This is a genomic window from Anaerocolumna chitinilytica (genome assembly GCF_014218355.1).
Taxonomy (GTDB): Bacteria; Bacillota; Clostridia; order Lachnospirales; family Lachnospiraceae; genus Anaerocolumna; species Anaerocolumna chitinilytica.
Genome location: NZ_AP023368.1, coordinates 1,048,558 through 1,073,599, shown reverse-complemented (window position 1 = coordinate 1,073,599; position 25,042 = coordinate 1,048,558). Strand labels below are relative to the sequence as shown.

Genomic DNA, 25,042 nt, shown 5'->3' with positions numbered 1-25,042 from the left:
TAGTATGATACAATATTCAGGTTAGAGTGTTCCGTGCGTTTCTTGGAATTTATTGCCGTTTTTATAACTTATCAGAAATTTCTTTTCTTAAGTTTTTTTGATAAAAGGTAATGTTTAACATTACCGTGCATCCGATTTAGGAATATATCAATATTCCTACTATAAATCTATATCATTTTATGGAAGTCCGTTATCAATTATGACACTAAAATGAATACCAGCCGCATCAGCAGATTCTAATTTCTTATAAATTTGCAGCTTTAAGACAAAATATTAATAACTAATCGGATTAAGGGCTTTTCACAAGCCGACTCTTTAATCGGATTGAATGCCGCTGCCAGCGGCAGAATGAGAGGAAAATATGCGTATCAAAAGAGAAGATATCAGAAATATTGCAATTATTGCGCACGTTGATCATGGTAAGACTACCCTGGTGGATGAACTTTTAAAACAAAGCGGTGTTTTTCGTTCCAACCAAACTGTACAGGAGCGTGTCATGGACTCCAATGATATTGAAAGAGAACGTGGCATTACCATTCTTTCCAAGAATACCGCTGTATTCTATAATGGCGTTAAAATCAATATTATCGATACACCCGGCCATGCTGATTTCGGAGGCGAAGTAGAACGTGTCCTTAAAATGGTTAATGGTGTAGTTCTGGTAGTGGATGCTTTCGAAGGTCCCATGCCCCAGACAAAATTCGTTTTAAAAAAGGCATTGGAACTGGAATTACCGGTTATTGTCTGCATCAACAAAATCGATCGTCCTGAAGCAAGGCCAAAAGAAGTAATTGACGAAGTTTTAGAGTTATTTATTGAGTTGGATGCAACAGATGACCAGCTTGACTGTCCATTTATATTTGCCTCTGCAAAATCCGGCGTTGCTATTTTAGAACTGGATGATTCCCCTGAGAATATGATACCTCTTTTTGAGACTATAATAGATTATATCCCTGCTCCGGAAGGAGATCCTGAGGAGAGTACCCAGGTACTTATCAGTACCATTGACTACAATGAATATGTTGGACGAATCGGTGTCGGTAAGGTTGACAACGGCATTATTAAGGTAAATCAGGATGTTGTTCTTGTAAATGCCCACGACCCGGAAAAGAACCAGCGCGTTAAGATCAGCAAACTCTATGAGTTCGAAGGCCTTAAGAAAGTAGAAGTAACAGAAGCTTCCGTAGGTTCTATCGTAGCGATCTCCGGTATTGCTGACATTCACATCGGAGATACCCTTTGCTCCCCTGAGAATCCAAGCCCTATCCCTTTCCAGAAGATATCAGAACCTACTATCGCTATGCACTTTATCGTAAATGATAGTCCGTTAGCAGGTCAGGAAGGTAAATTTGTAACCTCCAGACATTTAAGAGAACGTTTATTCAGAGAGCTTAATACAGATGTAAGCCTTCGTGTAGAAGAAACCGATGTTACTGAGAGCTTTAAAGTCTCCGGTCGTGGAGAACTTCACTTATCTGTTCTCATTGAGAATATGCGTAGAGAAGGTTATGAATTCGCCGTAAGTAAGGCAGAAGTACTCTATCGTAACGATGAAAAGGGACATCTTTTAGAGCCCATGGAACGCGCAATTATTGATGTTCCAGAAGAATTCAGCGGAACAGTTATTGATAAATTAAGCCAGCGTAAAGGTGAACTTCAGGGAATGTCTAATGGAAACGGAGCTTATTCAAGGCTTGAGTTCCTTATTCCATCAAGAGGTCTTATTGGTTACAGAGGTGAATTCTTAACAGATACGAAGGGTAATGGTATCTTAAATACCCTCTTCGACGGATATGGTCCATTTAAGGGTGATATTCAGTATAGAAAGCAAGGCTCATTAATTGCCTATGAATCCGGTGAAGCAATTACCTATGGTCTCTTTAATGCTCAGGAGCGTGGTCTTCTCTTTATATCTCCCGGCGTAAAGGTATATTCCGGTATGGTAGTAGGACAGAATGGCAAGGCTGAGGATATCGAAGTAAATGTCTGCAAGAAAAAACAGCTGACCAACACTCGTTCCTCCAGTGCCGATGAAGCCCTGAAACTGGTTCCGCCAAAGGTATTAAGTCTTGAACAAGCCCTTGAATTTATTGATACTGACGAACTCTTGGAAGTTACACCAAAGAACTTAAGAATAAGAAAGAAAATTTTAGACCCTACCTTAAGAATGAGAGCAAAACGTAATTCACAGAGCAAATAGTAGGAATTATTCTAAACCAACAGGAGATATGCTTATGGGAATAGAATTAAAAAAACTGACGCTTGCCGACTGTATGAAGCTGGACCGTTACTCTACATTAAGACCGGTCTATCTCTCCGAACGCCAGCCGGTAAACCAGTTTATATGGGAAGAATTTTATAATACCCATTATTATCAGAACGATACTTATATGATGTGCGTTATACAAACCAACGATATCAGTGGTCCAATGATGCCTTTGTGTAAGACGGAAGATATTCCTGCTGTATTCCAGGAGATTAAGGCCTATTGGAACCAGGTCCTTGGGAAACCCTTGAATATGTACCTTCTAGACGAAACCTTTATTAACGCCCTTCGTACCATACCGGGTTTTGAGGAGGAGTTCAAAATAGAAGACTGCAGAGATAATTACGACTATCTATATGATGCGGAAAAATTAAGAACTCTAAGCGGTAAAGCTTATCACAAAAAGAAGAATCATCTAAATTCATTTCTAAAGGGCTATGAAGGCAGATATGAATTCAAGATTCTTGATTGTTCCAATGTAGAAGAGATTGAGAGCTTTCATGACAGGTGGCTGGATAACAGAGATTATGAAGATAAGCATGGAAGTATGAGAAGCGAGGAAAACGGTATTCACAGGTTGTTTAAGTATTGTGGCTTAGTAGACTGTCAGATTGGCGGTGTCTATATAGACGGTAACCTGGAGGCTTATTCCATTGGAAGTTATGCACCGGAGATAAAATGTGCTTTTATTCATATTGAAAAGGCAAACATTAACATTCCCGGACTTTATAACTTTATCAACCAGCAATTTTTGATACATTGCTTCCCCGAAGCAGAACTAGTAAACCGGGAAGACGACCTTGGTCAGGAAGGCTTAAGAAAAGCCAAACTATCTTATCAGCCAATACGTCTGGAATCAAAATATCATATTTTCCAGAACAGTTAATAAGTTATATGCAAGTAATATAAAATAAGGGTACTATGAGTGAATAAAATATTCACTCATAGTACCCTTTAGTTTACTGTTTTGGTGTAGGAATTATGCTTTTCATTCCATTCTCTTCCCCAATACGCCGCAAGTTTACGCCGAGGATTTCGCAGGCGTAAACTTGCATAGGAATTATGCTTTTCAATCCATTTCACTCCCAATACGCCCCAAGTTTGCGCCGAGGATTTCACAGGCGTAAACTTGTGTAGGAATTATGCTTTTCAATCCATTTCACTCCCAATACGCCCCAAGTTTGCGCCGAGGATTTCACAGGCGTAAACTTGTGTAGGAATTATGCTTTTCAATCCATTTCACTCCCAATACGCCCCAAGTTTGCGCCGAGGATTTCGCAGGCGTAAACTTGCGTAGGAATTATGCTTTTCAATCCATTCTCTTTCCCAATACGCCGCAAGTTTACGCCGAGGATTTCGCAGGCGTAAACTTGCGTAGGAATTATGCTTTTCAATCCATTCTCTTTCCCAATACGCCGCAAGTTTACGCCGAGGATTTCGCAGGCGTAAACTTGCGTAGGAATTATGCTTTTCAATAATTCCTACTCAGATGCCCTTCAAATCAAAAAATCTGCTGTCAGGATATTTATGTATATCATTAAGTCCCTTAATTCCGTAGAGAGCCACTACATCTTTAAACTGACTTTTTATTAAATCTTTTGATATTATTCTTCTGCCCTCTTTGTCTCTTGAAATACGATAGTTTGATTTTTCGAAAGCAGACAGAGCTTTTAAGGTCTTAGGGCCATACCAGCTAAAGGTATCAAGAATCTTAATAATCAGATTCTTTTCATTCTCCGTCAAACGGTTTATAGGAACCTCAAACATATTCACCCCATGTTTTTTCATACTGTTATATAGTTTTATATAAGGAGTATTTTCTGTATTTACGTAATAATCATCTTCAAATAATTCCTTATCAAACAAAGCCATAGAAAAGCCTTGTGCATAGTATAGCAACCACTGAGTATACCCCGGCGACAAATCTCCCTGGGTATAATATATCATATACTGTGCTATCAGATTAATTTTCCGTTCTGTCATTTTTTCCAGAACTGCTTGCAGAGTCTTTCGGTAAGCAACATTCGTTAAGTTATCTTTACTCTCCAACAGCAGCTCATAGTAATATATGGGGTCTTCCACTATGTTTTTTAGCTTGTTAGAATATTCCGCAGTAGGGATGTCGCCTTCAATATATCTTATTATTGTAGTCTCACCCCACCCTAATAATTTAGCCAAAGGTTTCTTACCTATGCGAAAGTCTTTCAATATTGTTTGAATTTCTTTTGCGGTTACAATAGTATTTTCCTGACTCAGCACTTTGTTCTCACACATAGTCTTATCCCCTTTCGTACAATGGCCACATAAGGTTTCCGTCAATGTTGCTACTACTCTTACTATAATATATCGGAACAATTCAGGTCAATAGGTTTTCCATATTTTTTACCATTTTGCCATTTATTTCTACATTTTTCTAAATTCATTAATATCATGTATAATAATACGGAAACCTTTCATTAAACCATCAAACATACCGGCCTTATAGAAATTCACCAGAATCATTCCAACCGGAATGCCGATTATTAAACCAAACACTCCTAACAGCCTATAACCGATAAACATAAATATAAGTGTTGCAAAGGGACTGATACCTACGCTGTCTCCCACCATCTTAGGCTGCAGTACTTGTTTTATAATAGTGCAGACAAGATATATAATTACCAGCATAACTGCTTTAAAATAATTTCCTGATAAGATCTCAATCAATGTCCAGGGCCATACAACAGCTCCCGTCCCAAAGAAAGGAAGGAAATCTAAGAATGCAGTAAGCAAGGCAAACAAAAAGGAATATTTTACATGGATAATTTCAAAACCGGCAAAAAGTATAACCGTAAGCACCAACATGATCTTAAACTGTGCCTTAAAATACCCTCCTACAGCAGTTTTAAAATTAGAAACAACCAAGTTATAGCTCTTCATTAAAGATGCCGGTGTCATTCGGTGGACTGCTGCTGCCAGATTATCCCTTTCTGCAATAAAAAAGTAAGCGGACATAATGGTCACGATGGAATACAATAAGATATCCATAAGATTCTTCATATAATCCCCGGCCGCACCAATGTTAAAATTACTGGTGTCTGCCATTATCCTTGTAGCATAATCCGTAATATTAGCGCCTAGTTCATCCAGCTTAACGGTTACATTGCCAGGAAGTATCTCATATATCTTAGACAGTTTTTGAGATATGGTGTGAAATTGAATCTCCAGTCCTGTGTATATATTAGGGAAATCCTTTATTAAATTGCTGATTTCATTTACCAGAATGCTGATGATAGCATACAAGGCTCCTACAACCGCTGCAATTACCAGGATAATAATAATCGCTGAACTGTGTTTTCGTACTATCTTTACTCTCTTCTCAAGAAACTTGACTAGAGGATTTGCTATAGCCGATACGATAAAACCGATGACAAATGGCATAAAGAACCGTATCAGTTTTGGCACGATAAAGATAACCGCCAGTACACCAAGCACAAATATTAATACGTTAATAAAAATCTTCGTGTAAATCAATAGCTTCTTCATTTATCCAACTCCAATGGTTCATATTTACTACGATAGTAAAATTATTGGTTATACTCTAATTATAACTGTTTTCTTTTATCTGTAAATAATATTTTCACCAATTAAACACATATCAAACTAAAATCTGTCGAATCGGAAAATAAGCCTGTCGCTATTAAATAATTAACATGCAAAAAAGAGCAATTCCATTTCATATGCCCTGGCTTTAGAACCCCCGATTCAAATGTTAGTCCTTCAAAAATATCCGCTTAACATTCACACCTGACAGTATGTTTTAAACCAGAGCCTTCTTGAAACAAATTGCTCCTTTAAATCTTTAAAATCAGCTTATTGTAAACTATTCGATCTATTGGCTTTTCTCTTCATTCTGTTTTAGCAGCATACTGATATGTTTCTTATACCGAATAAACTCATCACTTACAAGAAAATCCTCTGATCTGGGCTTTTTCTCTTTCATAATCAGTTCCTCCACTATATGTCCCGGTTTTCCTGCCATAATGTAGATTCTGTCAGAAAGAAGAATAGCTTCATCAATATCGTGGGTTATAAAGAGAGTGGATAATTTTATACTCTCCATAACCCCAAGATACCATTGATGCATATTACCTTTTGTTATGGTATCAAGAGCACTGAAAGGTTCATCTAACAGTGCAACCTGATCGGAGAAAAGATAAGTTCGAAGCAGAGCTGCTCTTTGCCTCATACCTCCCGAGAGCTGCTTGGGATATTTGCTCTCGGTTCCGGAAAGGCCAAACTCTTCAAAGAAGGAAGCTGCGACAGCTCTTGCTTCTTTTTTCTTTTTCCCCTTTATGACCAGGGGAAGGGCCACATTATCAACAATCGTCTTAAAAGGCAGAAGCATATCTTTTTGCAGCATATAACTTAGCTTTCCGGTCTTGCCGGTAATATTCTCACTATCAATTAGTACAGCTCCTTGATCCGGTATTAAAAGACCAGAGAGAACATTAAAAAGTGTTGTTTTTCCTACACCGCTTGCTCCAAGGAGGCTTACGATTTCTCCTTTATGCAGTTCTATGGATATATCATCGATAATCTTAATACCACCATAGCTTACACTTATGTTTTCAGCTGTTAATCTTTCCATACCTCTAGTCCCCTTACATTTTTAATCTGCCAGATAATCGTTGGAAAATCCAGTGCCGGAAGGTATTTCCTTCTCAATTAATTTATTATCATAGAGCCAGTTATAAAAACCATCCCATCTGTCCTTATCAATGTAACCCCATCTGGTAACTTCTGCCTTATATTTATCTGCCAGCCATTTCTGACTTTCTGTTACCATCTTAGAATCCAGCTCGGGAACTGCCTTAACTAAGATATCCGCTGCCTTTTCAGGCTCGGAAATTGCATATTCATAACCTCTTCTAACTGCATTTAAAAATTTCTTGGCAGTATCCGGGTTCTTCTTTAGAAAGCTGTCATTTGCTATAATTACCGGACTATAAAAATCAAGTTCTTTTCCGTAATCGGCAAAGTTCAGGTAATTGGTATCCAGGCCGGCTACCTTTGTAGCAATGCCGTCCCAGGCATAATATACCCAAACAGTATCAATATTGGTCTGAAGAGCTGAAACTACATTGGTTACGGTATTTGGTATCATCTTAATCTTACTGTAATCGCCGCCGTCATCCTCAACAATTTTCTTAATAATGGCCTGCTCAATAGGAGAATCCCAAGTTGCGTAAGAATGACCCTCCATTTTCTTTGGGGAATCAATTCCAAGTTTCTTTAAGGAGATAATACCGGAAGTATTATGCTGAATTACTGCTGCAACTGCCGTTACCGGCATGGGATTATCCGTCGCATAAGCGGGGGCTAGGGTATCCTGAAAAGAGATACCGAATTCTGCTCCTCCTGCTCCAACCAGAGAAGTTGTACTTCCTTCCGGTGGCTGCATGATTTCAACATCCAATCCTTCCTCCTTAAAATAGCCTAATTCCTGAGCAACATAAAGCCCTGTATGATTGGTATTAGGAGTCCAGTCAAGTACAATTCTGACCTTTTTTAATTCAGAGCTTTTGTCCCCGTTGTCATTTCCTGCCGGTGCTTTATTGGTGCTCTGGCAGGCAGTGAGTCCCCCTATTACCAATACCAAGCATAAAAATAATGCTGTTATTTTCTTTTTCATCATAACTCCTTTCGTACTACGTTATTGTTAAACCGCTTTTCTTTTTCCTCTCTGTCCCATGGTGTTATCCACTTCTGCAGCAGTTTCACACCGGACATCAGTAAAAGACTGATGAAAGAAATAAAGAATATTACCGCGAACATCTTATCATAAGAGTAGGATTTGATTACTCTTGTCATATAAACTCCAAGTCCGTTAAATCCACCCAACCACTCGGCAACTACCGCACCGATTATTGAGTAAGCTACGGATATACGAAGCCCTGAGAAGAAATGGGGAATTGCCCCCGGAAATTTGATGTGAACAAAGCTTTGAAACCTCGTTGCTCCCATAGCCTTCAGCAGGTTTAAGGAATCTTTATCCACATTCCGAAAACCGTCTAACAGTCCAATGGTTATAGGAAAGAAGGAGGTTATAATAATGAGTGTTACCTTAGGCAGTATACCATATCCCAGCCATAATACCAAAAGAGGAGCTATGGCTACTGTGGGAATTGTCTGGGTTATAACAAGAACCGGATAGATAGCTTTGTAAGCAAGTTCAAACCGGTCCATAGCTACTGCCACCAAAAATCCAAGGAGGATTCCCGAGGTTAATCCCCAAAAGGCTTCTGCCATGGTTGTTTTTGCATGAGACATTAAAAGCGGGAAGTCACTGATAAAGGCTTTTACCACTTCTTTTGGTGAGGGCAGCATAAATTTTGGTACCACTCCCCCGGAAGACAATACCTGCCAGATAATTAATATGGCAGCTATTGCAAATACAGGGGATATTTTATAGATGATGCTTTGTAACTTTTTGATCAATTGTTAGAACACCACCCTCCGGTGCAAAGGTTATTTTTACATAGGCAGCGACTTTGGGGCAGCCTGCTTTGACGGCAATATACTGGCAATTCTTAACAATTTCCATGAGTTCTTCATATTCACCTTCGATAGCTGTCTCACAGGGTCCTACATAGTATTTTAAACCTGTGCTTTTTATGTAATCTATTACCTCATCTACTATTCTGATAACTTCCTTATCACTGTCCACATGGGGCAGTACCTGTATTGCTACGCTTGCATTCATCTGTCGATTCATCGACTCTCCTCCTTTTTATATGGTCAATTTATGGGTAAAAGAAAACCTTCCCGTCACCGGGAAGGTATGTATACAGGCAAAAGTATTACGCCATCAACTCCTATACATCCCTACGCCGGCATTATCCGGATCAGGTACGAAACAGTTCTCACTGTTTCAGGGTTTAAACATTCTGGTAGTTTTCTCTCAGCCTGATTCATCAGGCACCCCTAGTTCATGGCAAGTGTAGCACAGATAAGTTTAGTTTGTCAAGAGTCAGCGTGAATAAATAATATGCAGAATATACCACAAACCGAAAAGAAGAAAAGCACAGCTGCAGTTATCGTATCTCACAATAATTTCCAGACTGTCGTTTACATTTCTTCTTAAGCAGGGCAATATCTGTAGAGAATTCTTCCATACTCTGATATTTCTTGACTTTATTGGAGATGCCGGCAATGGAAAGGCTTGCTATGGAGAAATTTTCTGTCCTGCCGTGCCGGTTTTTCGATACAATATATCCGTTTAGAAGATCCTCTTTCCGATAAAGGGCTGTGACTCTCAGGATAAAACGTTCTATAACTGCTTTACAGTACTCTTCCCCCTCTTGATAATCACAAAGGACGATAAAATCATCTCCCCCTATATGGCCGATAAACTCATTCTTTAAGGCGCATTCCTTTAAAATATCGGCGACCAAAAGAATCATCATATCTCCATTTTGAAAGCCATAAGCATCGTTATAGGCTTTGAAATTATCAATATCATAATAGATAATGCAATAAGGTGAATTTTGAAAGACACGGCTCATGATTTCCTTTTCTATTAACAGGTTGCCGGGCAGCCCGGTAAGTGGATTACAATGCATAGCGGTATCCACTTCTACCTTTGTACAGGCATCCAATAGGTCCTTGATGGTCACGATACCAAAGTATTTACCCTCTTTCTCAACCACAATAGGATCATAGAGCTGTTCAAAGGTTCTTTGCATCGCAAGACCGGAGACTTGATCAACAGGAATATTATAATTTACCCGTAGGAAATCCCCCTTCATGAGTTTTCGGATTTTTTTCCTGGAATAGAGAGAAAAGCCGTACCTTCCGCCAAGTATTTCATTAAAGGACATTTTAGTCATAAAACCGATGGCGACTTCATTTTCCAGTATAGTAAATCCCTTAATGGAAGGATCATGCCGCAGGATTTCATAGACATCTTCCGCAATCTCATCGGAGGAAAATGTATGCCCTGCCCTTGCCAGATAACCCGCAATTGGATAGGCAGAGCTTTTGATATTATCGGCATATATTTTAGCCCGAAGTGCCTTTATTAATTCAATCTTATGAGGTGCAAGGTTCTGAAAGGTCCTCTCCGGCATACCAAGAAAATACCCTTGTCCAAGATTGACATTCAGCTTAATGAGCGTATTCAGCTCCTCCTCTGTTTCAATCCCCTCGGCGATTACCTGAATCCCTGCATTGGCACCAAAATCAACCATTGCCTTGCATACCATCTGTTTAATTTCTTCTTTGTCGATGTCTCTGATGAGATTCATATCCAGTTTGATAAAATTAGGCTTAACACTGGCTATGATATTAAGTCCGGAATAACCTACACCAAAGTCATCAATGGCTATTCCATAGCCCTGACTTTTATAGTGGTTGATAGAAGCCAAAAATGCATTCATATCATTAACGGCAACCCGCTCTGTAATTTCAAAAATAACATCATCTGAATATAGACCGTATGTAATCAGGCTGCTTTTTGTAAACCCTTCTATGAAATTCTTATCGTAAATAATATTGGAATTGACGTTAAGAAAAAGCTTTTTCCCCTCCGATAGCTGCGTAGCGTGTTCCAGCGATTTTTTTCTGCATAGCGTTTCTAACTCCCAGGACTTGTCCATCCGGTCTGCTACCTTAAACATCTGCTCAATATTCATTTCAAGTTCTTTGACAGATATTCTACTAAGGGCTTCATATCCATAAATATGTCCGTCAATCAACGATACAATGGGCTGATACACCGGTGTTATATATCTTCCTTCCAAGATTTTTTCTAATAACTGAAATTGTTCTTCCAAGGTTCTTCTCCCTTCACAGGTAAGACTTCTCTAATATACAAGATTATTCATTATAGTTCTTAAATACTAGAAGATTATTGTAAAATTCATGTAATATTTTATCTTTGGCTCTTTCCTTTCCTCTTATTGCATGGAAAATAACAGCATGATATAATTACTTTGATGCAATTTTTTGGTTTTAGTTCTTGCAGCAGAAAGGATACTCTATGAAAAAGCAAAGTTTATATCTGGAATGTTATTCCGGAATCAGCGGTGACATGACAGTAGGTGCTCTTATAGACCTTGGAGCAGATAAAGAAGTACTAATAAACGGTTTAAAAAGTCTTAATGTTGACGGTTATAGAATTGAAATCACCAGAAAAACAAAGAATAGTATAGATGCCTGTGACTTTAATGTAATACTGGCAGAAGATAATCACGACCATGATATGGATTATCTTTTCGGTCATGAGAAGCCGATAGAAACAGAGGAACCCAAAACAGCTTCTGTTCTGCCTCTTCCTAAGGATATCCCCTCTCTCAGGCTAACTGCTCCCAAGCTGGATGGATATAAAATGAAAAAAGTACACTCAGCTCTGCACCATGCGGATACCCATGAACATAGCCACAACCACAGTCATGGCGGCCACAGTCATTCACACACCGCAGAAGGCTCCCTGCACTTTGGACATCATGAACACAGGAACTTAAATGATATTTATGCTATCATTGACAGCTCTGCCATAACAAAGAATGCCAAAGACATTGCCAAAAGAATATTTTATATTATTGCCGAGGCTGAATCAAAAGCTCATGGAAAATCTGTTGATGAAGTACATTTCCACGAAGTAGGTGCTACGGATTCCATCGTAGATATTACAGCCGTAGCTATCTGCCTGGATAATCTGAATATCGGAGAAGTTTATATTTCTGAACTTTATGAAGGAAGAGGGCAAATTACCTGCCAGCACGGTGTTCTTCCAATTCCGGTACCTGCGGTTGTCAATATTTCCTCGAAGTATAGCCTTAAACTTCATCTTACCCAGGTTAAAGGTGAGCTTGTTACTCCCACCGGAGCTGCCATTGCTGCGGCTATCAGGACCAAAGAATCACTACCCTCTGACTTTACGATTAACAAAATCGGTCTGGGAACGGGAAAAAGGGACTATGAACAGACCAGCTTCTTAAGAGCAATGTTGATTGAAGAAGCCCTTCCCACATTGTCTGCTGCCATACCGGATACCGTTTGGGTGCTGGAGGCCAATGTAGATGATTGTTCAGGCGAGGCCCTTTCTGCCGCCATGGATATTCTATTAAAAAATGGAGCTAAGGATGTGTATTACACTCCTATCTACATGAAAAAGAATCGTCCTGCCTATCTTTTGGGAGTGATTACTTCTGAAAAGGAACTTCCCCTTATGGAAGAGTTAATCTTTACCCATACCACTACTATCGGTATCCGCAGGCAGGAAATGAAGCGCACCACCTTAAGGAGAAGCTTTCAGACAATAAAGACTCCTTACGGAGATGCAGCTGTTAAGGTCTGTTCCTTCCAAAACAAAACCTTTTATTATCCGGAAGCTGACAATATCCGAAGCCTTTCTGAACAGTCGGGACTGGATTATACCACTCTGTACAGTTTGGTTCAGACTTTGGCAGGTAAGCTGTCGGAGTAAGTTATTACGTATTTTTCTCTATGTCTTAACATGCAGAATGAGCAGCCCGTAACCGGACTGCTCATTTTAATAATTAGTATAATTGAATAGCTTTTCTTACTCCTTACAAAGCCTGTTAATTTGTGTTGCCATGTAGCCGGCTCCAAAACCGTTGTCAATATTAACTACTGCCAGACCTTCCGCACAGGAATTCAGCATGGTTAAAAGTGCTGATACCCCCCCAAAGCTTGTACCATAACCAACAGAGGTGGGGACAGCAATCACCGGCTTATCTACCAGCCCTGCCAGCACTCCTCCAAGAGCTCCCTCCATTCCCGCAACTGCTACGATACAATTTGCTTTTCTGATATCTTCCAGCTTGGAAAATAATCTGTGAATACCTGCAACCCCCACATCATAAATACGAACTACATTACTGCCAAAGAACTCTGCTGTTCTGGCCGCTTCCTCTGCTACAAAAAGGTCTGCCGTTCCTCCTGTACAGATAGCAACCAGGCCTTTTTTCTCCTGCTTCTCTTTTTCGATGGAGAGTATTCTTGACAGCGGATCATAGGTTACACAATCAATTACCTTTTTTACTTCCTCATATTGCTCCTTAGTTGCTCTGGTTCCAAGTACATTGGTATCATGCTGATAGAACCTGCGGTATATTTCTGTCAGATGTTCCAGACTTTTCCCCTGGCAAAAGACAACTTCGCCAAACCCGCTCCTTAAATGCCTATGGTGGTCTAACTTCGCAAAATCCAACTCTTCATAAGGCAAATTCTTTAATACTTCCGCAGCTTCATCAAGCTGCATTTCACCGGATTTTACTTGCTCCAGAAATTTATAGATATCCATACTGCACCTCTTTTATCACATGTTTATTTTATTTTCATCGTTATCTTATTCTCGTCCATTCTGGAAATACTAATCTGGCACCATTAATTAATCCAATACTGGAACTTCTAATCATGCCAATTATAGCTTAAAGTAACTAAAAAGAAAACCACCAGGAGGCATCATGAATAAAAAATTAATTAACCTAATACTCTCAGCACTGATGGCTGCTTTGACTTGTATTGCAACCATGATAATCCATATTCCTACACCTGCCTTTGGGTATATCCACTTCGGAGACGGAATGGTCTTGCTTAGCGGGATTTTTTTAGGACCCTTTTATGGCAGCGTGTCCGCAGGAATCGGCTCCATGCTTGCAGATGTATTCTCCGGCTATATGGGCTTTGCACCTGCAACTCTTATCATTAAAGCTCTGGCAGCCTTAGCCGGCGGTATAGTCTATCATCTAATATTAAAATTACCTTTACCCAGAGGCGAAAATATACTGGCAGTTATTCTAGGCGGAATCAGCGGAGGCATTATAGTGGTTGCCGGTTATTATCTATTCTCTGCTTTCGTTCTCGGTATGGGACCTGTTGCAGCCTTAGTGGATATTCCTTTTAACGTGGTACAAACTGCTTTTGGTATCATAGGCGCCGCACTGCTGCAGCCTGTCATGGGGAAAATCCCCCTGTTAAGGGAAAGCCTTTATCAAACCCGCAAATAATTCTTCCAGAATTTCATCATATCACAATTATTTTATTATTACAATCTCAGTAAAACACTGACGAATCATTTAGAAGAACCTATACGCACCTGACAAAAATAGCCGGTAATCAACCGGCTATTTTTTATCAGGTGTTTGTTGTAAAGAAAATTAAGGAAATTCTTATAGATTTTTCAAAGTTTTTGTCATTATATTATAATTTCCATTTATTGCCATATATCATTGTACATGTTATAATAGGAGGGATTTTAAAAATGGGACTACAATGGAGTATTCCTACATATATCAGGCAAATGGTGCACATAAGCTTACGTTGTTCCCGTTCTTAAATCGCTCCCTCTCTTTCTAATGATAAAATCAGCTGTGATTATCATCATGACCTGGCAATCTTATTAAGAAAGAGGGATGAATATGAAAAAGAAAGTCACAGCGGTACTTACAGCTATTGTGCTGACAGTTACCTCAGCGCTGGCAAATCCTTTTGCTTATCCGGTAATCTTAGCGGATACCATGGAAGGTATTTCTGCCAGTCAAGGAAATGCCACAACCGCCGCTGCCGTCACCGGCAGTAAAAAGCCAAATACCATACCCGGTGGTCTGAAAGGGTATCATAACAGCGATATTCCTGACAAGAATAAGCTGGTCACTGTCATTGTTGAGCTGGATGGTTCTCCTCTCCTGGACCGGTATATTGGAAGTGATGTACAGATGCGAACCGGCTCTTATAGCAGCTTTGATGAATTTAGCAAGTCTGCCCAGGCAGATGCCATCACATCTGAACTAAGAACCCAGCAAGATAATGTAATCAATCAAATATCTCATAAAAAAACATTGAACACTGCATCAGATGTACTGTATCACTATACTACCATAATGAATGGTTTTGCAATTCGAATAAATTATGGTGCAATTGATACCATAAAAAAGATAAGCGGTGTAAAGACAGCCTATGTAGCTCCTCTCTATAATAAGATAGATCCCGTTATGGATTCCAGCACCAATACAATTGGTGCCAGTGCGCTCTGGGACCTAAATTATAAAGGCCAGGGTACAACGGTTGCAATTATTGATACCGGTCTTGACGTAAATCACCCCGGATTTTCTGTTATGCCGGTAAGTCCTAAATATGCGGATGCCTCTTTCTTGCAGGAAAGGCTGACCAACAGTGCAAACGGTCTTTTATCAGGTATTACCGATGTGTCAAACACCTTTGTTAATACCAAGATTCCCTATGCCTATGATTATGCGGATAAGGATATTAATGTTGTCCCAAGCCCTGAATCTATTGTGAAAAATAATAATGAACATGGTACCCATGTAGCCGGTACAGTTGCAGCTCCCGAAGGAGACTCTGATAATATTACAGGCGTCGCACCGGAAGCTCAGCTTATGATAATGAAAGTCTTCAGCGATACGATTGGAGATACCGGCGCTTCTACCGAAAATATCCTGGCTGCCATCGAAGATTCTGTGGTACTAGGTGCTGATGTTATAAACATGAGCCTTGGTTCTTCCAGCGGCTTTACGGATGAAGGTGAGGCCTCTGTTTCGGATGTATATAATCGGGTTGAGAGTGCCGGCATAACCATGGCAGTTTCCGCCGGCAATAGTTATAACAGTACTTATCAAAACGGTTTTAATGGATCTGCTTTCTCGTCGAACCCCGATACTTCAGTTGTCGGATCTCCTTCCACTTACATGACACCTCTATCCGTTGCCAGTGTAGTAAACACCAGTTATCATGCTTATTACTTTGAAACTGATGGTACTAAAATAACCTATACGGAAACCGCAGCCGGCGACCAGCCCTTATTCTCTTCCCTTTCAGCAGTTTCCGGCGGTGCTATTGAATATGTTCCTGTCCCAGGCATCGGTAATAACAGTGATTATGCCGGGATAAATGTAGACGGTAAGATAGCTCTTGTTAACCGGGGCGGGATAGCTTTTAATGATAAACTAATTTATGCCAAGGACCATGGTGCTGCTGCAATCGTTGTCAGCAACAACACCTCCGGCACCATAAGTATGGCTATTACAGACTACAGTATACCTGCAGTCTCCATTACCCAAGCCGATGGCAATTTTCTTAGAAGTGCCCAAAACAAGATTCTAACTATATCAGGGGAAACCGCTGTATTCCCTGACAGCCGTGGGAATACTCCTTCGGACTTCTCTTCTTTGGGTGTAACACCGGATTTAAAATTAAAACCTGAAATAGCCGCTCCGGGAGAAAATATTTACTCCACTCTGCCTGATGGGAAATATGGTTCCATGAGTGGTACTTCCATGGCATCTCCTCATATTGCAGGTGCTTATGCTTTAATGAAGCAATATCTGAATGAGAAGACCGAGTATTTCTTGACCTCTCCGGAAAAAGCTGTTATTGCTACTGATCTGCTTATGAGTACAGCAGTACCCTCCCATAACAGTGAAGGAATTCCATATTCACCACGTAAACAGGGCAGCGGTATTGTCAATGTATATAATGCGATAAATTCCGGAGCATATCTGTACACAGATGAAGAAGGGGACGCCAATGGCAGGCCGAAGTTAAACTTAGGGGATGATAAAGAGAAAGCCGGCACCTTTACAAAATCCTTTCACATTCGAAGTATCTCAGGTTCTGCAATCACCTATGTTCCAAAGAATGTTGTTTTATCCGAGTCTGTTACCCCTACAGCATATGGAAATGTTCTGAATGATACCCCAACTGACATCAGTGACTATTCGGATGTATCCATTTCTGTAAACGGTGCCACAGTAGTATCCGGTAGCGCAATTACGCTTAATTCGGAAGCAGATTTAACTGTTGATGTTACAATTACCTTGAAGGAAGAACTCAAGCAGCAGCTTAATGCATCCTTTGAAAACGGAATCTTCATTGACGGGTATTTAACACTAGTTTCAGATGGTGTAGATTTATCTATTCCCTTTATGGGCTTTTATGGAGACTGGACCCAAGCGCCTCTTTTTGATTCTGGTTCCGCAACAAATCTTCAAGGTTACCAGCAAGATATACATGCTCTCTATTCCAAGATTGATGAAGGCTACAGTTTTCTTGGTGTGAATCCCTTCGATAATAATGCCTATTCTCTCATTGGAAAATATAATCCTTACATGTATTCTGATTATTATGACTATTATGCACCTTGCGCTGATACCGATAAGATTGCTATCTCACCAAATAAAGACGGGAATTTCGACAGTCTTGATATTGCAGCCTTAAGTCTTCTGCGAAATGCCAAAGCCTTAAATTACCAGATAACTGATGCAGACGGAAATTCCTTGCTGTCAAAATCTCTGCCTTATGAAAGAAAAACCCAGTATCAATCCAGTGAAAAGGCAATTGTTCCTACCTATCTATCCTTATCTTATGATGGTTGGGACAGTAAAGGTGCCCCTCTGCCAAATAATTCTGTCGTTACGTTAACCGTTAACGGTGAACTGGATTATTCTAATCATAGCCAGAACAATACCAGAAGCCAATTAACCTTCCCAATAACCATAGATACACAAAATCCGACTCTCCTTGCCGTTAACAGTACAGAGGATTCCATAAGCCTCACCGTACAGGATAATCAATATGTAGCTGCTGTTATGCTGTATAACAAGACCGATGAAGAAAACTCTCCGGCAGTATTTTTATTGGATGAGGATTCCAAGGGAAAGGATACTGAACTTACCCTTAGCAAGGAAGATCTTCCTTTTTCCGATCTTTCTTTATCGAATCTCACCGTTACTATATACGATTATGCTATGAATAGTGAGAGCTTTGACCTTGGGAACTATGTACCAACTCTATCACCTACTGATACAGTAACTCCTTCACCTACTGATACTGTAACTCCTTCACCTACTGATACAATAACCCCTTCACCTACTGATACTGTAACTCCTTCACCTACTGATACAATAACCCCTTCACCTACTGATACTGTAACTCCCTTACCCACTGTTACAATAACTCCTGCACCTACTAATACTGTAACTCCTTTACCCACTGATACAGCAACTCCCTCACCCACTGATACTGTAACTCCTTCACCCACTAATACAATAACTCCTTCACCTACTGATACAGTAACTCCTTCACCTACTAGTACAATATCTCCTTCACCTACTAGTACGATAACTCCTTCACCTACTGATACGATAACTCCTTCACCTACTGATACGATAACTCCTACCCCTATTGTAACGGCTACCCCTACACCAACTGTAACAACCGTACCTACACCCACTATGACACCAGCGCCGACAAAAGCTCCAGATTACTCCAAAAATGCTAAGGTATCACTTACCTCTGCAAGCGTATTTCCGAAGGAATCAACCTCTGTTAAAGTAAAATTATCCTCTAAAATTACAGATAAGGATACCCTGCGTATTACTTACAGCTCAACGAATAAAGCAGTTGCAACCATTTCACAAAAGGGGGTTATAAACGCACTGTCTTCCGGCACGGTAACTATTAATGTAAAGGTTACGGTTAATAATAATTCTACCACCTACAAGCTGAACCTTACCGTTAAGACACCTTATATCACATTTACTAAAAAAGCTTCCCTACTGAATACAGGAACTAGTTTTACTTATAAGGCTAGAGCTTATGGTATAAAGCTGCCTGTGACTTACTCCCTATCTAACACCAATCTTGCGGTAATTGATGAAAAAAGCGGTAAACTAACCGCTATAAAGCCAGGTGTTGTTTATATAACTGCGAAAGCAGGTACTTATACCAAAAGATATAAATTAAGAATTAAATAATCCTACAGATAATTGACAGTTTCAGAGCCTGTGAGAAAACTCTGTAAATTCATAAATGTATGATGTAAAGGCCTTCTATGATAAAATAAATTCATAGGAGGCCTTTAATCATGGCAAAACAATTTAGAAGTTTCTCTTTTCTTAATGAATCTTGTATTCCTGGCCTGGTGCCAGTACAATTACGCGCTCTGGATTGACTACATGATCGATGATATTCTGCGGATTGCCATTAAATGCTTTCTCATTCGGTGCATCTATTGTTCCCCAATGAATCAGCACAAGCTTCGCATCAGGATACGTATTGGCTAGTTTGTATGCATTCTCCAAACCAATATGTACATAATTATCTGAGAAATCAAAGAGTATTACATCCGGCGAATCCATGTGTAGCTGACATTCCATTAATCTAGAATCTCCAACATACCAGATTTTTGCATCTCTTGTACGCAAATAAAATCCACAACATTCTCTGTCTTCCCATACTCGGTAATTATAGCTTTCATACAATCTCTGCCAGGCGTGATCTGCAGGTGTCAGTTCTATGTCTATCTCTCCCACTTGAATATGTTCTGCTATATCATGCCCATTTCCATCAATGTCACACTCTTCCTTCATTAATGAAGCCACATAGAGCGTTGTATGATATGCTTTGCACACAGATTTCAAGTTCTTACAGGTAACTCTGGAATAATGATCACTATCTGAATGGGAAACCAGAACCGCATCCACCTCGGGTACTTCTTGTGGTAAAATCGGTATATCAATTAATAACGGCATATCAAACCCTTCCAATACGGGATCAATCATGATGATTGTGCCCTGACTGTTTATCATGGCTCCTCCACCACCTAACCAATATACACTTGTTCCATCTTTATTTTCAAAATCTTCGGCTGTCATCCTACAGGTAGCCGGTGCTACCATTTGGCCTTTTTCATTCATTTTCATTTCTATTAACTTTCTTTCTTGTCTCTTTTTTCATAAATTGTACTCGATATCATTACGGCTCTTTTTGTTTGTATGCTTGGAAACATAAGTATATCACTTATTTTTATGATCATGGTAAAAATTCCCATGTTCTATCATTAAGCTATGTTTTTTATCAAGTGCATCAGCTCGGTCAATTCCGATTTGTCGTTTTCTTTATTTTACCAAAATACTCGAATAATACAATCCTATATTGACAATGAACACTATTGAATATATATTCAAAGAGCAGATGGCACTCACATAAGTCTCCATCTGCTCTAATAATTATCATAGAACTCCTAATTTACAGAAAAATTTCACAGGCTCTAATCCTGACAAATAATTGGCTGTTTCATAACAAAAGCTGTTTCAAAACTAATTATTCTTAGTTTGAAACAGCTCTTGCTTTAGATCTTATATTTTAATACTATTTGTGCTGGGGATTCTTTTCCGATTTTGAATCGGAGGATTCACTGCTTTTGTATTTACCATAGGATTCTCCATTGGACTTATTACTATTACCCTGGTCATCCTGTTCCTCCTCATCCTTAATGTCTCCGCTGTATTGTGATTTCTCTGTATCTTTTTCATACTTTTTCTGATCTTTTGTCTCGGCTTTTTGCTCTTTCTCTTCCTCTTTCTTAGCCTTGAGTGCTTCTTTTGATTGTTTTTTCAGTTCCTTTTTTTCAATTTTATCTGAAGCTTTTTCACTCTTTACATTTTCTTTTTTATCTTGTGACTTGATGGTATCCTCTTTGTCTTTATCACTGTTTGTGATATTTTCTTTATCGTCTTTCTCTTTCTTGACCTTTTCTTTTTTCACTTTTTTGTTATCTATTTTATCTGTATTCTTTTTTTCTTCCTTCACTTTATCGATATCTGTGTTGCCGCTGTCAGTATCCTCCTGAGTTTTCACCTCGGCTGTCTCATCGGCAGTAACTGCTGCTTTTTTATTCTTCTTGATTTCTTGCATAATAACTTTTACAGGCTTATCTAACCATTCCTCAATGACAATGCTTTCAGGGTCAGCTGCACTCTTCTTTAATTTTTCAACTAGATTTAATTTACCCGGTGTCACTCCAAGTTCTCTTGCTTCCTTTACACGGTCTAGTCCTACACTAGAAACCTCAACCACAACATTTTCCTTCACAAAATCTTTGACTGACTTACGTATATCCTTAACAAGTCCATGGGATAATTTTGCATTACCACTGGAAACAGTAATTACGATACCTCCATCGATGGAGATTGCTGAACCGGTAACTGTATTTGTACTTCCCGGAACCTGAATGGCTGAACCGGTAACTACGTTTGTTCCGGTGTTTGTACTGTCCGGAACCTGAATAGCTGAACCGGTAACTGTCTGGGTATAGTCTCTTGTAAAATAACCTTCTTTTGTAATTTCTTGTACGGTGGACAGAATTGCTTTTTCAATAGATTTATATTTCAAACCTGATATATTAATTTTTTCTAATATGACTTTTCCATCATCATTTACCGCTTTTACATTGATTACCTGGTCAAAGCGATTTAAGGTGTAATAGATTGAGGGATTTACATCCAGGCTGACATAGGAATATGGTGATGTATATGCCCATGCCACGGTGCCGGAACATAATAGTAATAATACCACGCAAGCCGCGCATACTGCCAATTTTTTTGTAATATGTAGTTTGTTCATGATCATACCCTTTTCCTTTTCTTGCAGCAGTAAGCCGTTATCAGCTTTGGGCTGATAGCCTGCCTTTTCCAGCAGAACTTCCTGACCAACTGCATAATTATGGTTTCTGATTTTCGTTACGCTGCCATCATCAGACAGTATTGCTGCATATTTACCTTTTATTTCAACTACTATTGATTTCATTGTATTTTCTCCTCTCTGATGTAACGCAGATATTCTGCAAGTTCAAGATACTCTCCGGAAAGTATCACTATGGCTGCTATTATATATTTTCGATGCCGCTCTATAATTTTTCGGGGTACTTTCGTATTTTTTTCAAGAATTTTTACGGGCAGTAATTTTGTATTCTTTAAGACAGTTATTATCATAGGGTCTTGAACGCAGAAATGAATAACCCTTGCACAGGCGCTTTTTGTTTTTGCGGCTTTGGGGGAACATTTTGTTAAATCAAAAAAAGAAAAACCATATTCTTTCAAATTCTCATTAACTGTATTGATTTCCAGCACAAGGCTATCCTTGCCGCCGGTCTCCATTGATTTTTTCGTAATTGCATATCGAACTTTATCGTCTTCTTCCTCTTCTGAATCCATATCAAAAGTTACCGGATTTACCGTTACTTCCGGTTTGTATTTCATCTGCTGCCGGATATAATCGATTAACCGCCTTTGGACAACCAATTTAGCAAAGCTTATAAAATTCCCTTTATTCAAATCATACTCTTTCACAGCCTGTACAAAAGCAGTTAAGGCTATAGCCCATTCATCGTCGCTTTTTGTAATGTAATGCCCTGAAACCTTTGACGCCACATGCAAAATAATTCTCTCATTCTGTTCAATGAAAGAATTCAATACTTCTTCATTCTGCGCGGCTTCCAAAGCCTTGTAATCTAGTTCTCTCAGGACTATCCCTCCCTTTATCCGGTTTAAACTACCGTTTTTTATTGTTGCATTATTCGTTAACTTTTTATGCCGGAATATGTATTACCATTTTCTTATAAATTTATGTCAGATATATCATAAAGTTATTTAATATCATGAAATTCCTTCATCAGATAAATCACGAGATTCTTATTATTATAGCATTTGGCAAAAGGCTTTAAGGGCTCACCTTCGTACCAGACCCCGGTTCCGTCAGGGATATATCCTCTCCGTGTATATATTCTGTGTGCCGCACTATAACCGCTGTGAAGACCAATACATACGGAGATAGCATTACTGAAGCCTGCTGCTTTCTCTTCTGCCGCATCCAATAATATATTTCCAATACCCATACTTCTGTATTCCGGGAACACATGAAAATCTTCCAATTCTGGGATATCCTTCTTGGCAAACGGACCTTTTTCACTGTTTAGATTCAAAGTGATATAACCGGCAGTTTTTCCGTTAAGTTCTGCGCTAAATACATATTTTTTATGTTGCTCTTCTACCTTTTGAGAATTCTGATAATAAAATATCATTTGGGTATTCACAAATTCCATTGTTCTTATATTTATCTGTCTATCTGGAATGTAAATCATAGTCTTCGCTCCTTTATTGGATGATCGCTCTCTAGTGGTAAAATACTCTTCTATATATATTCGTCAGGCTTATCGATTTTTTTGGGGTAGCTGTATAATTTTTATGCAGGAAGATACAAAAGACAGCGAACCAATTGACAGGTTATTCCCATTTTCTTATAATAAACATATTAATGATTTTCTCTTCCGGCTGTGGCAGTGCAATGACACTCTAAGCAGCAGCACTTTTTATTGTAAAAGCAGAATGAGAACTATTAAGAATAATATGGAAAGGAAATTATCATGAAAGTTAAATCAAGTACTTACTTACAGCAGGTAAAACCGCTTTTAAAGGAACTCCTTGACAGCCTCCTGGTCAAGTATCGCTATGTATCAATCCTGGCCTCCGATTCCAAATCAATGATTTACAGCGTATCCAAGCGTGGAACCGTAGTCTCTGAGGACTCTTTATTAAGCGGAAGAGGCTTTGTAGCAAAGATATATGACGGAAACAGTTATGGTGAATATTCTTTTAACGCAATAACCAAAGAACTGCTTCCTGAAATTCTGAAAAAGATTGAGGACAGCCTGATACCCCTAAAAGACAATTTACCCGAAGGAATCGAGGTTATCTCATATGATGAGCTAAAGGATGAAGCATTATCCTTTCATGAAGGCACCGAATATCAGGAAAGTCTGTCTGATATGGGCAGCGAAAAAGTCATTGCCCAGTTAACGGCTCTTAGTGAAGAAGGCAGAAATTATAACTCTGCTATTCTTGATTGCTCTGCAGGTTTAAGATTTCAGGAATACCACAAGCTTTTTCTCTCCCGCGGCAAAGATATGGAACAGGATGTTTTATGGACCACCGGTTCTATTATGGTTATGGTATCAAAAGGAGAGGAAATTAAGTACTACTTTAACGGCTACTCCAATCTAGGCGGCAGTGAGTTGTTAAAAGGTATGAAAGAAGGCTTAAAAGAGACTGCTGACTCTGCCCTGACTTTACTTGACAGTACTCCTATTACTCCCGGAGAATATGAATGCATTTGCACTCCCGAAGTTACCGGCATGATTGTTCATGAAGCATTCGGACATGGTGTGGAAATGGATATGTTCGTTAAGAAAAGAGCCCTTGCTGAAAAATATATCGGTGAGTATGTTGCCTCTCCTCTGATTACCATGCATGACGGCGGTACTGCTGCTAAGGAAACAGCTACCTATTTCTTCGACGATGAAGGTATCCCTGCAAAAGACACTGTTATTATTGAAAAAGGTATTTTAAAAAGAGGTATCAGTGACAGCCAGAGTGCTATGTACCTGGGTACAGAGCCTACCGGAAACGGAAGAAGACAAAGCTATGAAAGAAAAGCTTATACCCGTATGACAAACACCTTCTTTGAAGAAGGTCAAGATAAAGTAGAAGATATGATAGCTTCTATTAAATATGGATTCCTTTTGGATAATCCCAGCAGCGGAATGGAAGATCCTAAGAATTGGGGAATTCAATGCATGGTAAATGTTGCAAAAGAGATAAAAGACGGTAAATTAACCGGCAGAATCTTTTCTCCCATCGTACTTACCGGTTATGTTCCTGACCTGTTAAAATCCATTACCATGGTTTCTGAAAAGAAAGCCCTGGGAGGCGGCGGTTTCTGCGGTAAGGGTTATAAAGAGTGGGTTAAAGTATCCGATGGCGGCCCTTACATAAAAGCAAAGATTCGTCTGGGTTAGTAGGAAAAATTTGAAATACAATTTTTCCTACACAAGATTATGCCTCCGTTATCCTCGGCATAATCTTGTTTGGCACTTGCTAGTATAAGGATCTATGTAGGAAAAATTTAAAAAGC

The 25,042-nt window shown here is 39.3% G+C and carries 18 protein-coding genes; 6 read left to right on the top strand and 12 right to left on the bottom strand.

The window, feature by feature from the left end; genetic code table 11:
* The first annotated feature begins 361 nt into the window (after positions 1-361).
* Positions 362-2,200 carry a translational GTPase TypA gene (typA, locus tag bsdcttw_RS04740; RefSeq protein WP_185258251.1) on the top strand — a complete coding sequence of 613 codons (1,839 nt, stop codon included), beginning with the start codon at positions 362-364 and terminating at the stop codon, positions 2,198-2,200.
* A gap of 34 nt (positions 2,201-2,234) precedes the next feature.
* Complete coding sequence (locus bsdcttw_RS04735) at positions 2,235-3,152, top strand: DUF2156 domain-containing protein (RefSeq protein WP_185258250.1); 918 nt, start codon at positions 2,235-2,237, stop codon at positions 3,150-3,152.
* A gap of 599 nt (positions 3,153-3,751) precedes the next feature.
* On the opposite strand, the gene bsdcttw_RS04730 is transcribed toward bsdcttw_RS04735, so the two are convergent.
* The 7 genes from bsdcttw_RS04730 to bsdcttw_RS04700 form a co-directional block, all read right to left on the bottom strand.
* Positions 3,752-4,540, bottom strand: coding sequence for a Panacea domain-containing protein (locus bsdcttw_RS04730; protein ID WP_185258249.1), 789 nt, complete (start codon positions 4,538-4,540; stop codon positions 3,752-3,754).
* Between the two features lie 129 nt (positions 4,541-4,669).
* On the bottom strand, positions 4,670-5,791 hold the full coding sequence (gene ytvI, locus bsdcttw_RS04725; protein WP_185258248.1) for a sporulation integral membrane protein YtvI: 1,122 nt from the start codon (positions 5,789-5,791) through the stop codon (positions 4,670-4,672).
* 346 nt (positions 5,792-6,137) lie between these two features.
* On the bottom strand, positions 6,138-6,896 hold the full coding sequence (locus bsdcttw_RS04720; RefSeq protein ID WP_185258247.1) for an ABC transporter ATP-binding protein: 759 nt from the start codon (positions 6,894-6,896) through the stop codon (positions 6,138-6,140).
* Between the two features lie 21 nt (positions 6,897-6,917).
* Positions 6,918-7,940: an ABC transporter substrate-binding protein gene (locus bsdcttw_RS04715; protein WP_185258246.1), complete on the bottom strand. Its 1,023-nt coding sequence runs from the start codon at positions 7,938-7,940 to the stop codon at positions 6,918-6,920.
* Positions 7,940-8,746 carry an ABC transporter permease gene (locus bsdcttw_RS04710; RefSeq protein WP_197979824.1) on the bottom strand — a complete coding sequence of 269 codons (807 nt, stop codon included), beginning with the start codon at positions 8,744-8,746 and terminating at the stop codon, positions 7,940-7,942. The genes bsdcttw_RS04715 and bsdcttw_RS04710 overlap by 1 nt, the downstream gene beginning before the upstream one ends.
* Positions 8,715-9,011: a thiamine-binding protein gene (locus tag bsdcttw_RS04705; protein ID WP_185259707.1), complete on the bottom strand. Its 297-nt coding sequence runs from the start codon at positions 9,009-9,011 to the stop codon at positions 8,715-8,717. The genes bsdcttw_RS04710 and bsdcttw_RS04705 overlap by 32 nt, the downstream gene beginning before the upstream one ends.
* 331 nt (positions 9,012-9,342) lie before the next feature.
* A complete protein-coding gene (locus bsdcttw_RS04700; RefSeq protein ID WP_185258245.1) occupies positions 9,343-11,082 on the bottom strand; it encodes a GGDEF domain-containing protein in 1,740 nt (579 codons plus the stop codon).
* A 206-nt stretch (positions 11,083-11,288) separates the two neighbouring features.
* On the opposite strand from bsdcttw_RS04700, the gene larC reads away from it, so the two are divergent.
* Positions 11,289-12,737, top strand: coding sequence for a nickel pincer cofactor biosynthesis protein LarC (gene larC / locus bsdcttw_RS04695; RefSeq protein ID WP_185258244.1), 1,449 nt, complete (start codon positions 11,289-11,291; stop codon positions 12,735-12,737).
* Between the two features lie 96 nt (positions 12,738-12,833).
* Here the strand turns inward: larC and larB are convergent, their stop codons facing one another.
* Positions 12,834-13,577 carry a nickel pincer cofactor biosynthesis protein LarB gene (larB, locus tag bsdcttw_RS04690; protein ID WP_185258243.1) on the bottom strand — a complete coding sequence of 248 codons (744 nt, stop codon included), beginning with the start codon at positions 13,575-13,577 and terminating at the stop codon, positions 12,834-12,836.
* A 163-nt stretch (positions 13,578-13,740) separates the two neighbouring features.
* Between larB and bsdcttw_RS04685 the strand changes: the two genes are divergently transcribed.
* Positions 13,741-14,283: an ECF transporter S component gene (locus tag bsdcttw_RS04685; protein WP_185258242.1), complete on the top strand. Its 543-nt coding sequence runs from the start codon at positions 13,741-13,743 to the stop codon at positions 14,281-14,283.
* A gap of 411 nt (positions 14,284-14,694) precedes the next feature.
* Positions 14,695-19,047 carry a S8 family serine peptidase gene (locus bsdcttw_RS25295; RefSeq protein ID WP_185258241.1) on the top strand — a complete coding sequence of 1,451 codons (4,353 nt, stop codon included), beginning with the start codon at positions 14,695-14,697 and terminating at the stop codon, positions 19,045-19,047.
* Positions 19,048-19,188: 141 nt separating this feature from the next.
* Here the strand turns inward: bsdcttw_RS25295 and bsdcttw_RS04675 are convergent, their stop codons facing one another.
* From bsdcttw_RS04675 to bsdcttw_RS04660, 4 genes are all read right to left on the bottom strand, one after another.
* Complete coding sequence (locus tag bsdcttw_RS04675) at positions 19,189-19,995, bottom strand: MBL fold metallo-hydrolase (protein ID WP_225903795.1); 807 nt, start codon at positions 19,993-19,995, stop codon at positions 19,189-19,191.
* 448 nt (positions 19,996-20,443) lie between these two features.
* Positions 20,444-21,880: an anti-sigma-I factor RsgI family protein gene (locus tag bsdcttw_RS04670; RefSeq protein WP_185258240.1), complete on the bottom strand. Its 1,437-nt coding sequence runs from the start codon at positions 21,878-21,880 to the stop codon at positions 20,444-20,446.
* A complete protein-coding gene (locus bsdcttw_RS04665; protein WP_207726492.1) occupies positions 21,877-22,503 on the bottom strand; it encodes a sigma factor in 627 nt (208 codons plus the stop codon). The genes bsdcttw_RS04670 and bsdcttw_RS04665 overlap by 4 nt, the downstream gene beginning before the upstream one ends.
* Positions 22,504-22,718: 215 nt before the next feature.
* Entirely contained in the window at positions 22,719-23,213 is a 495-nt protein-coding gene (locus tag bsdcttw_RS04660; RefSeq protein WP_185258238.1) for a GNAT family N-acetyltransferase, read from the bottom strand.
* Positions 23,214-23,495: 282 nt separating this feature from the next.
* Here bsdcttw_RS04660 and bsdcttw_RS04655 point away from each other — a divergent pair, with 282 nt between their 5' ends.
* Positions 23,496-24,926 (top strand): TldD/PmbA family protein, encoded by a 1,431-nt coding sequence (locus bsdcttw_RS04655; protein WP_185258237.1) that lies wholly within the window; start codon positions 23,496-23,498, stop codon positions 24,924-24,926.
* Positions 24,927-25,042 lie beyond the last annotated feature (116 nt).

Coding starts and splice junctions, on each gene's coding strand:
- typA (WP_185258251.1), top strand. CDS start 362: ATGCGTATCAAAAGAGAAGATATCAGAAATATTGCAATTATTGCGCAC.
- bsdcttw_RS04735 (WP_185258250.1), top strand. CDS start 2,235: ATGGGAATAGAATTAAAAAAACTGACGCTTGCCGACTGTATGAAGCTG.
- bsdcttw_RS04730 (WP_185258249.1), bottom strand. CDS start 4,540: ATGTGTGAGAACAAAGTGCTGAGTCAGGAAAATACTATTGTAACCGCA.
- ytvI (WP_185258248.1), bottom strand. CDS start 5,791: ATGAAGAAGCTATTGATTTACACGAAGATTTTTATTAACGTATTAATA.
- bsdcttw_RS04720 (WP_185258247.1), bottom strand. CDS start 6,896: ATGGAAAGATTAACAGCTGAAAACATAAGTGTAAGCTATGGTGGTATT.
- bsdcttw_RS04715 (WP_185258246.1), bottom strand. CDS start 7,940: ATGAAAAAGAAAATAACAGCATTATTTTTATGCTTGGTATTGGTAATA.
- bsdcttw_RS04705 (WP_185259707.1), bottom strand. CDS start 9,011: ATGAATGCAAGCGTAGCAATACAGGTACTGCCCCATGTGGACAGTGAT.
- larC (WP_185258244.1), top strand. CDS start 11,289: ATGAAAAAGCAAAGTTTATATCTGGAATGTTATTCCGGAATCAGCGGT.
- larB (WP_185258243.1), bottom strand. CDS start 13,577: ATGGATATCTATAAATTTCTGGAGCAAGTAAAATCCGGTGAAATGCAG.
- bsdcttw_RS04685 (WP_185258242.1), top strand. CDS start 13,741: ATGAATAAAAAATTAATTAACCTAATACTCTCAGCACTGATGGCTGCT.
- bsdcttw_RS25295 (WP_185258241.1), top strand. CDS start 14,695: ATGAAAAAGAAAGTCACAGCGGTACTTACAGCTATTGTGCTGACAGTT.
- bsdcttw_RS04675 (WP_225903795.1), bottom strand. CDS start 19,995: ATGAAAATGAATGAAAAAGGCCAAATGGTAGCACCGGCTACCTGTAGG.
- bsdcttw_RS04670 (WP_185258240.1), bottom strand. CDS start 21,880: ATGAAATCAATAGTAGTTGAAATAAAAGGTAAATATGCAGCAATACTG.
- bsdcttw_RS04660 (WP_185258238.1), bottom strand. CDS start 23,213: ATGATTTACATTCCAGATAGACAGATAAATATAAGAACAATGGAATTT.
- bsdcttw_RS04655 (WP_185258237.1), top strand. CDS start 23,496: ATGAAAGTTAAATCAAGTACTTACTTACAGCAGGTAAAACCGCTTTTA.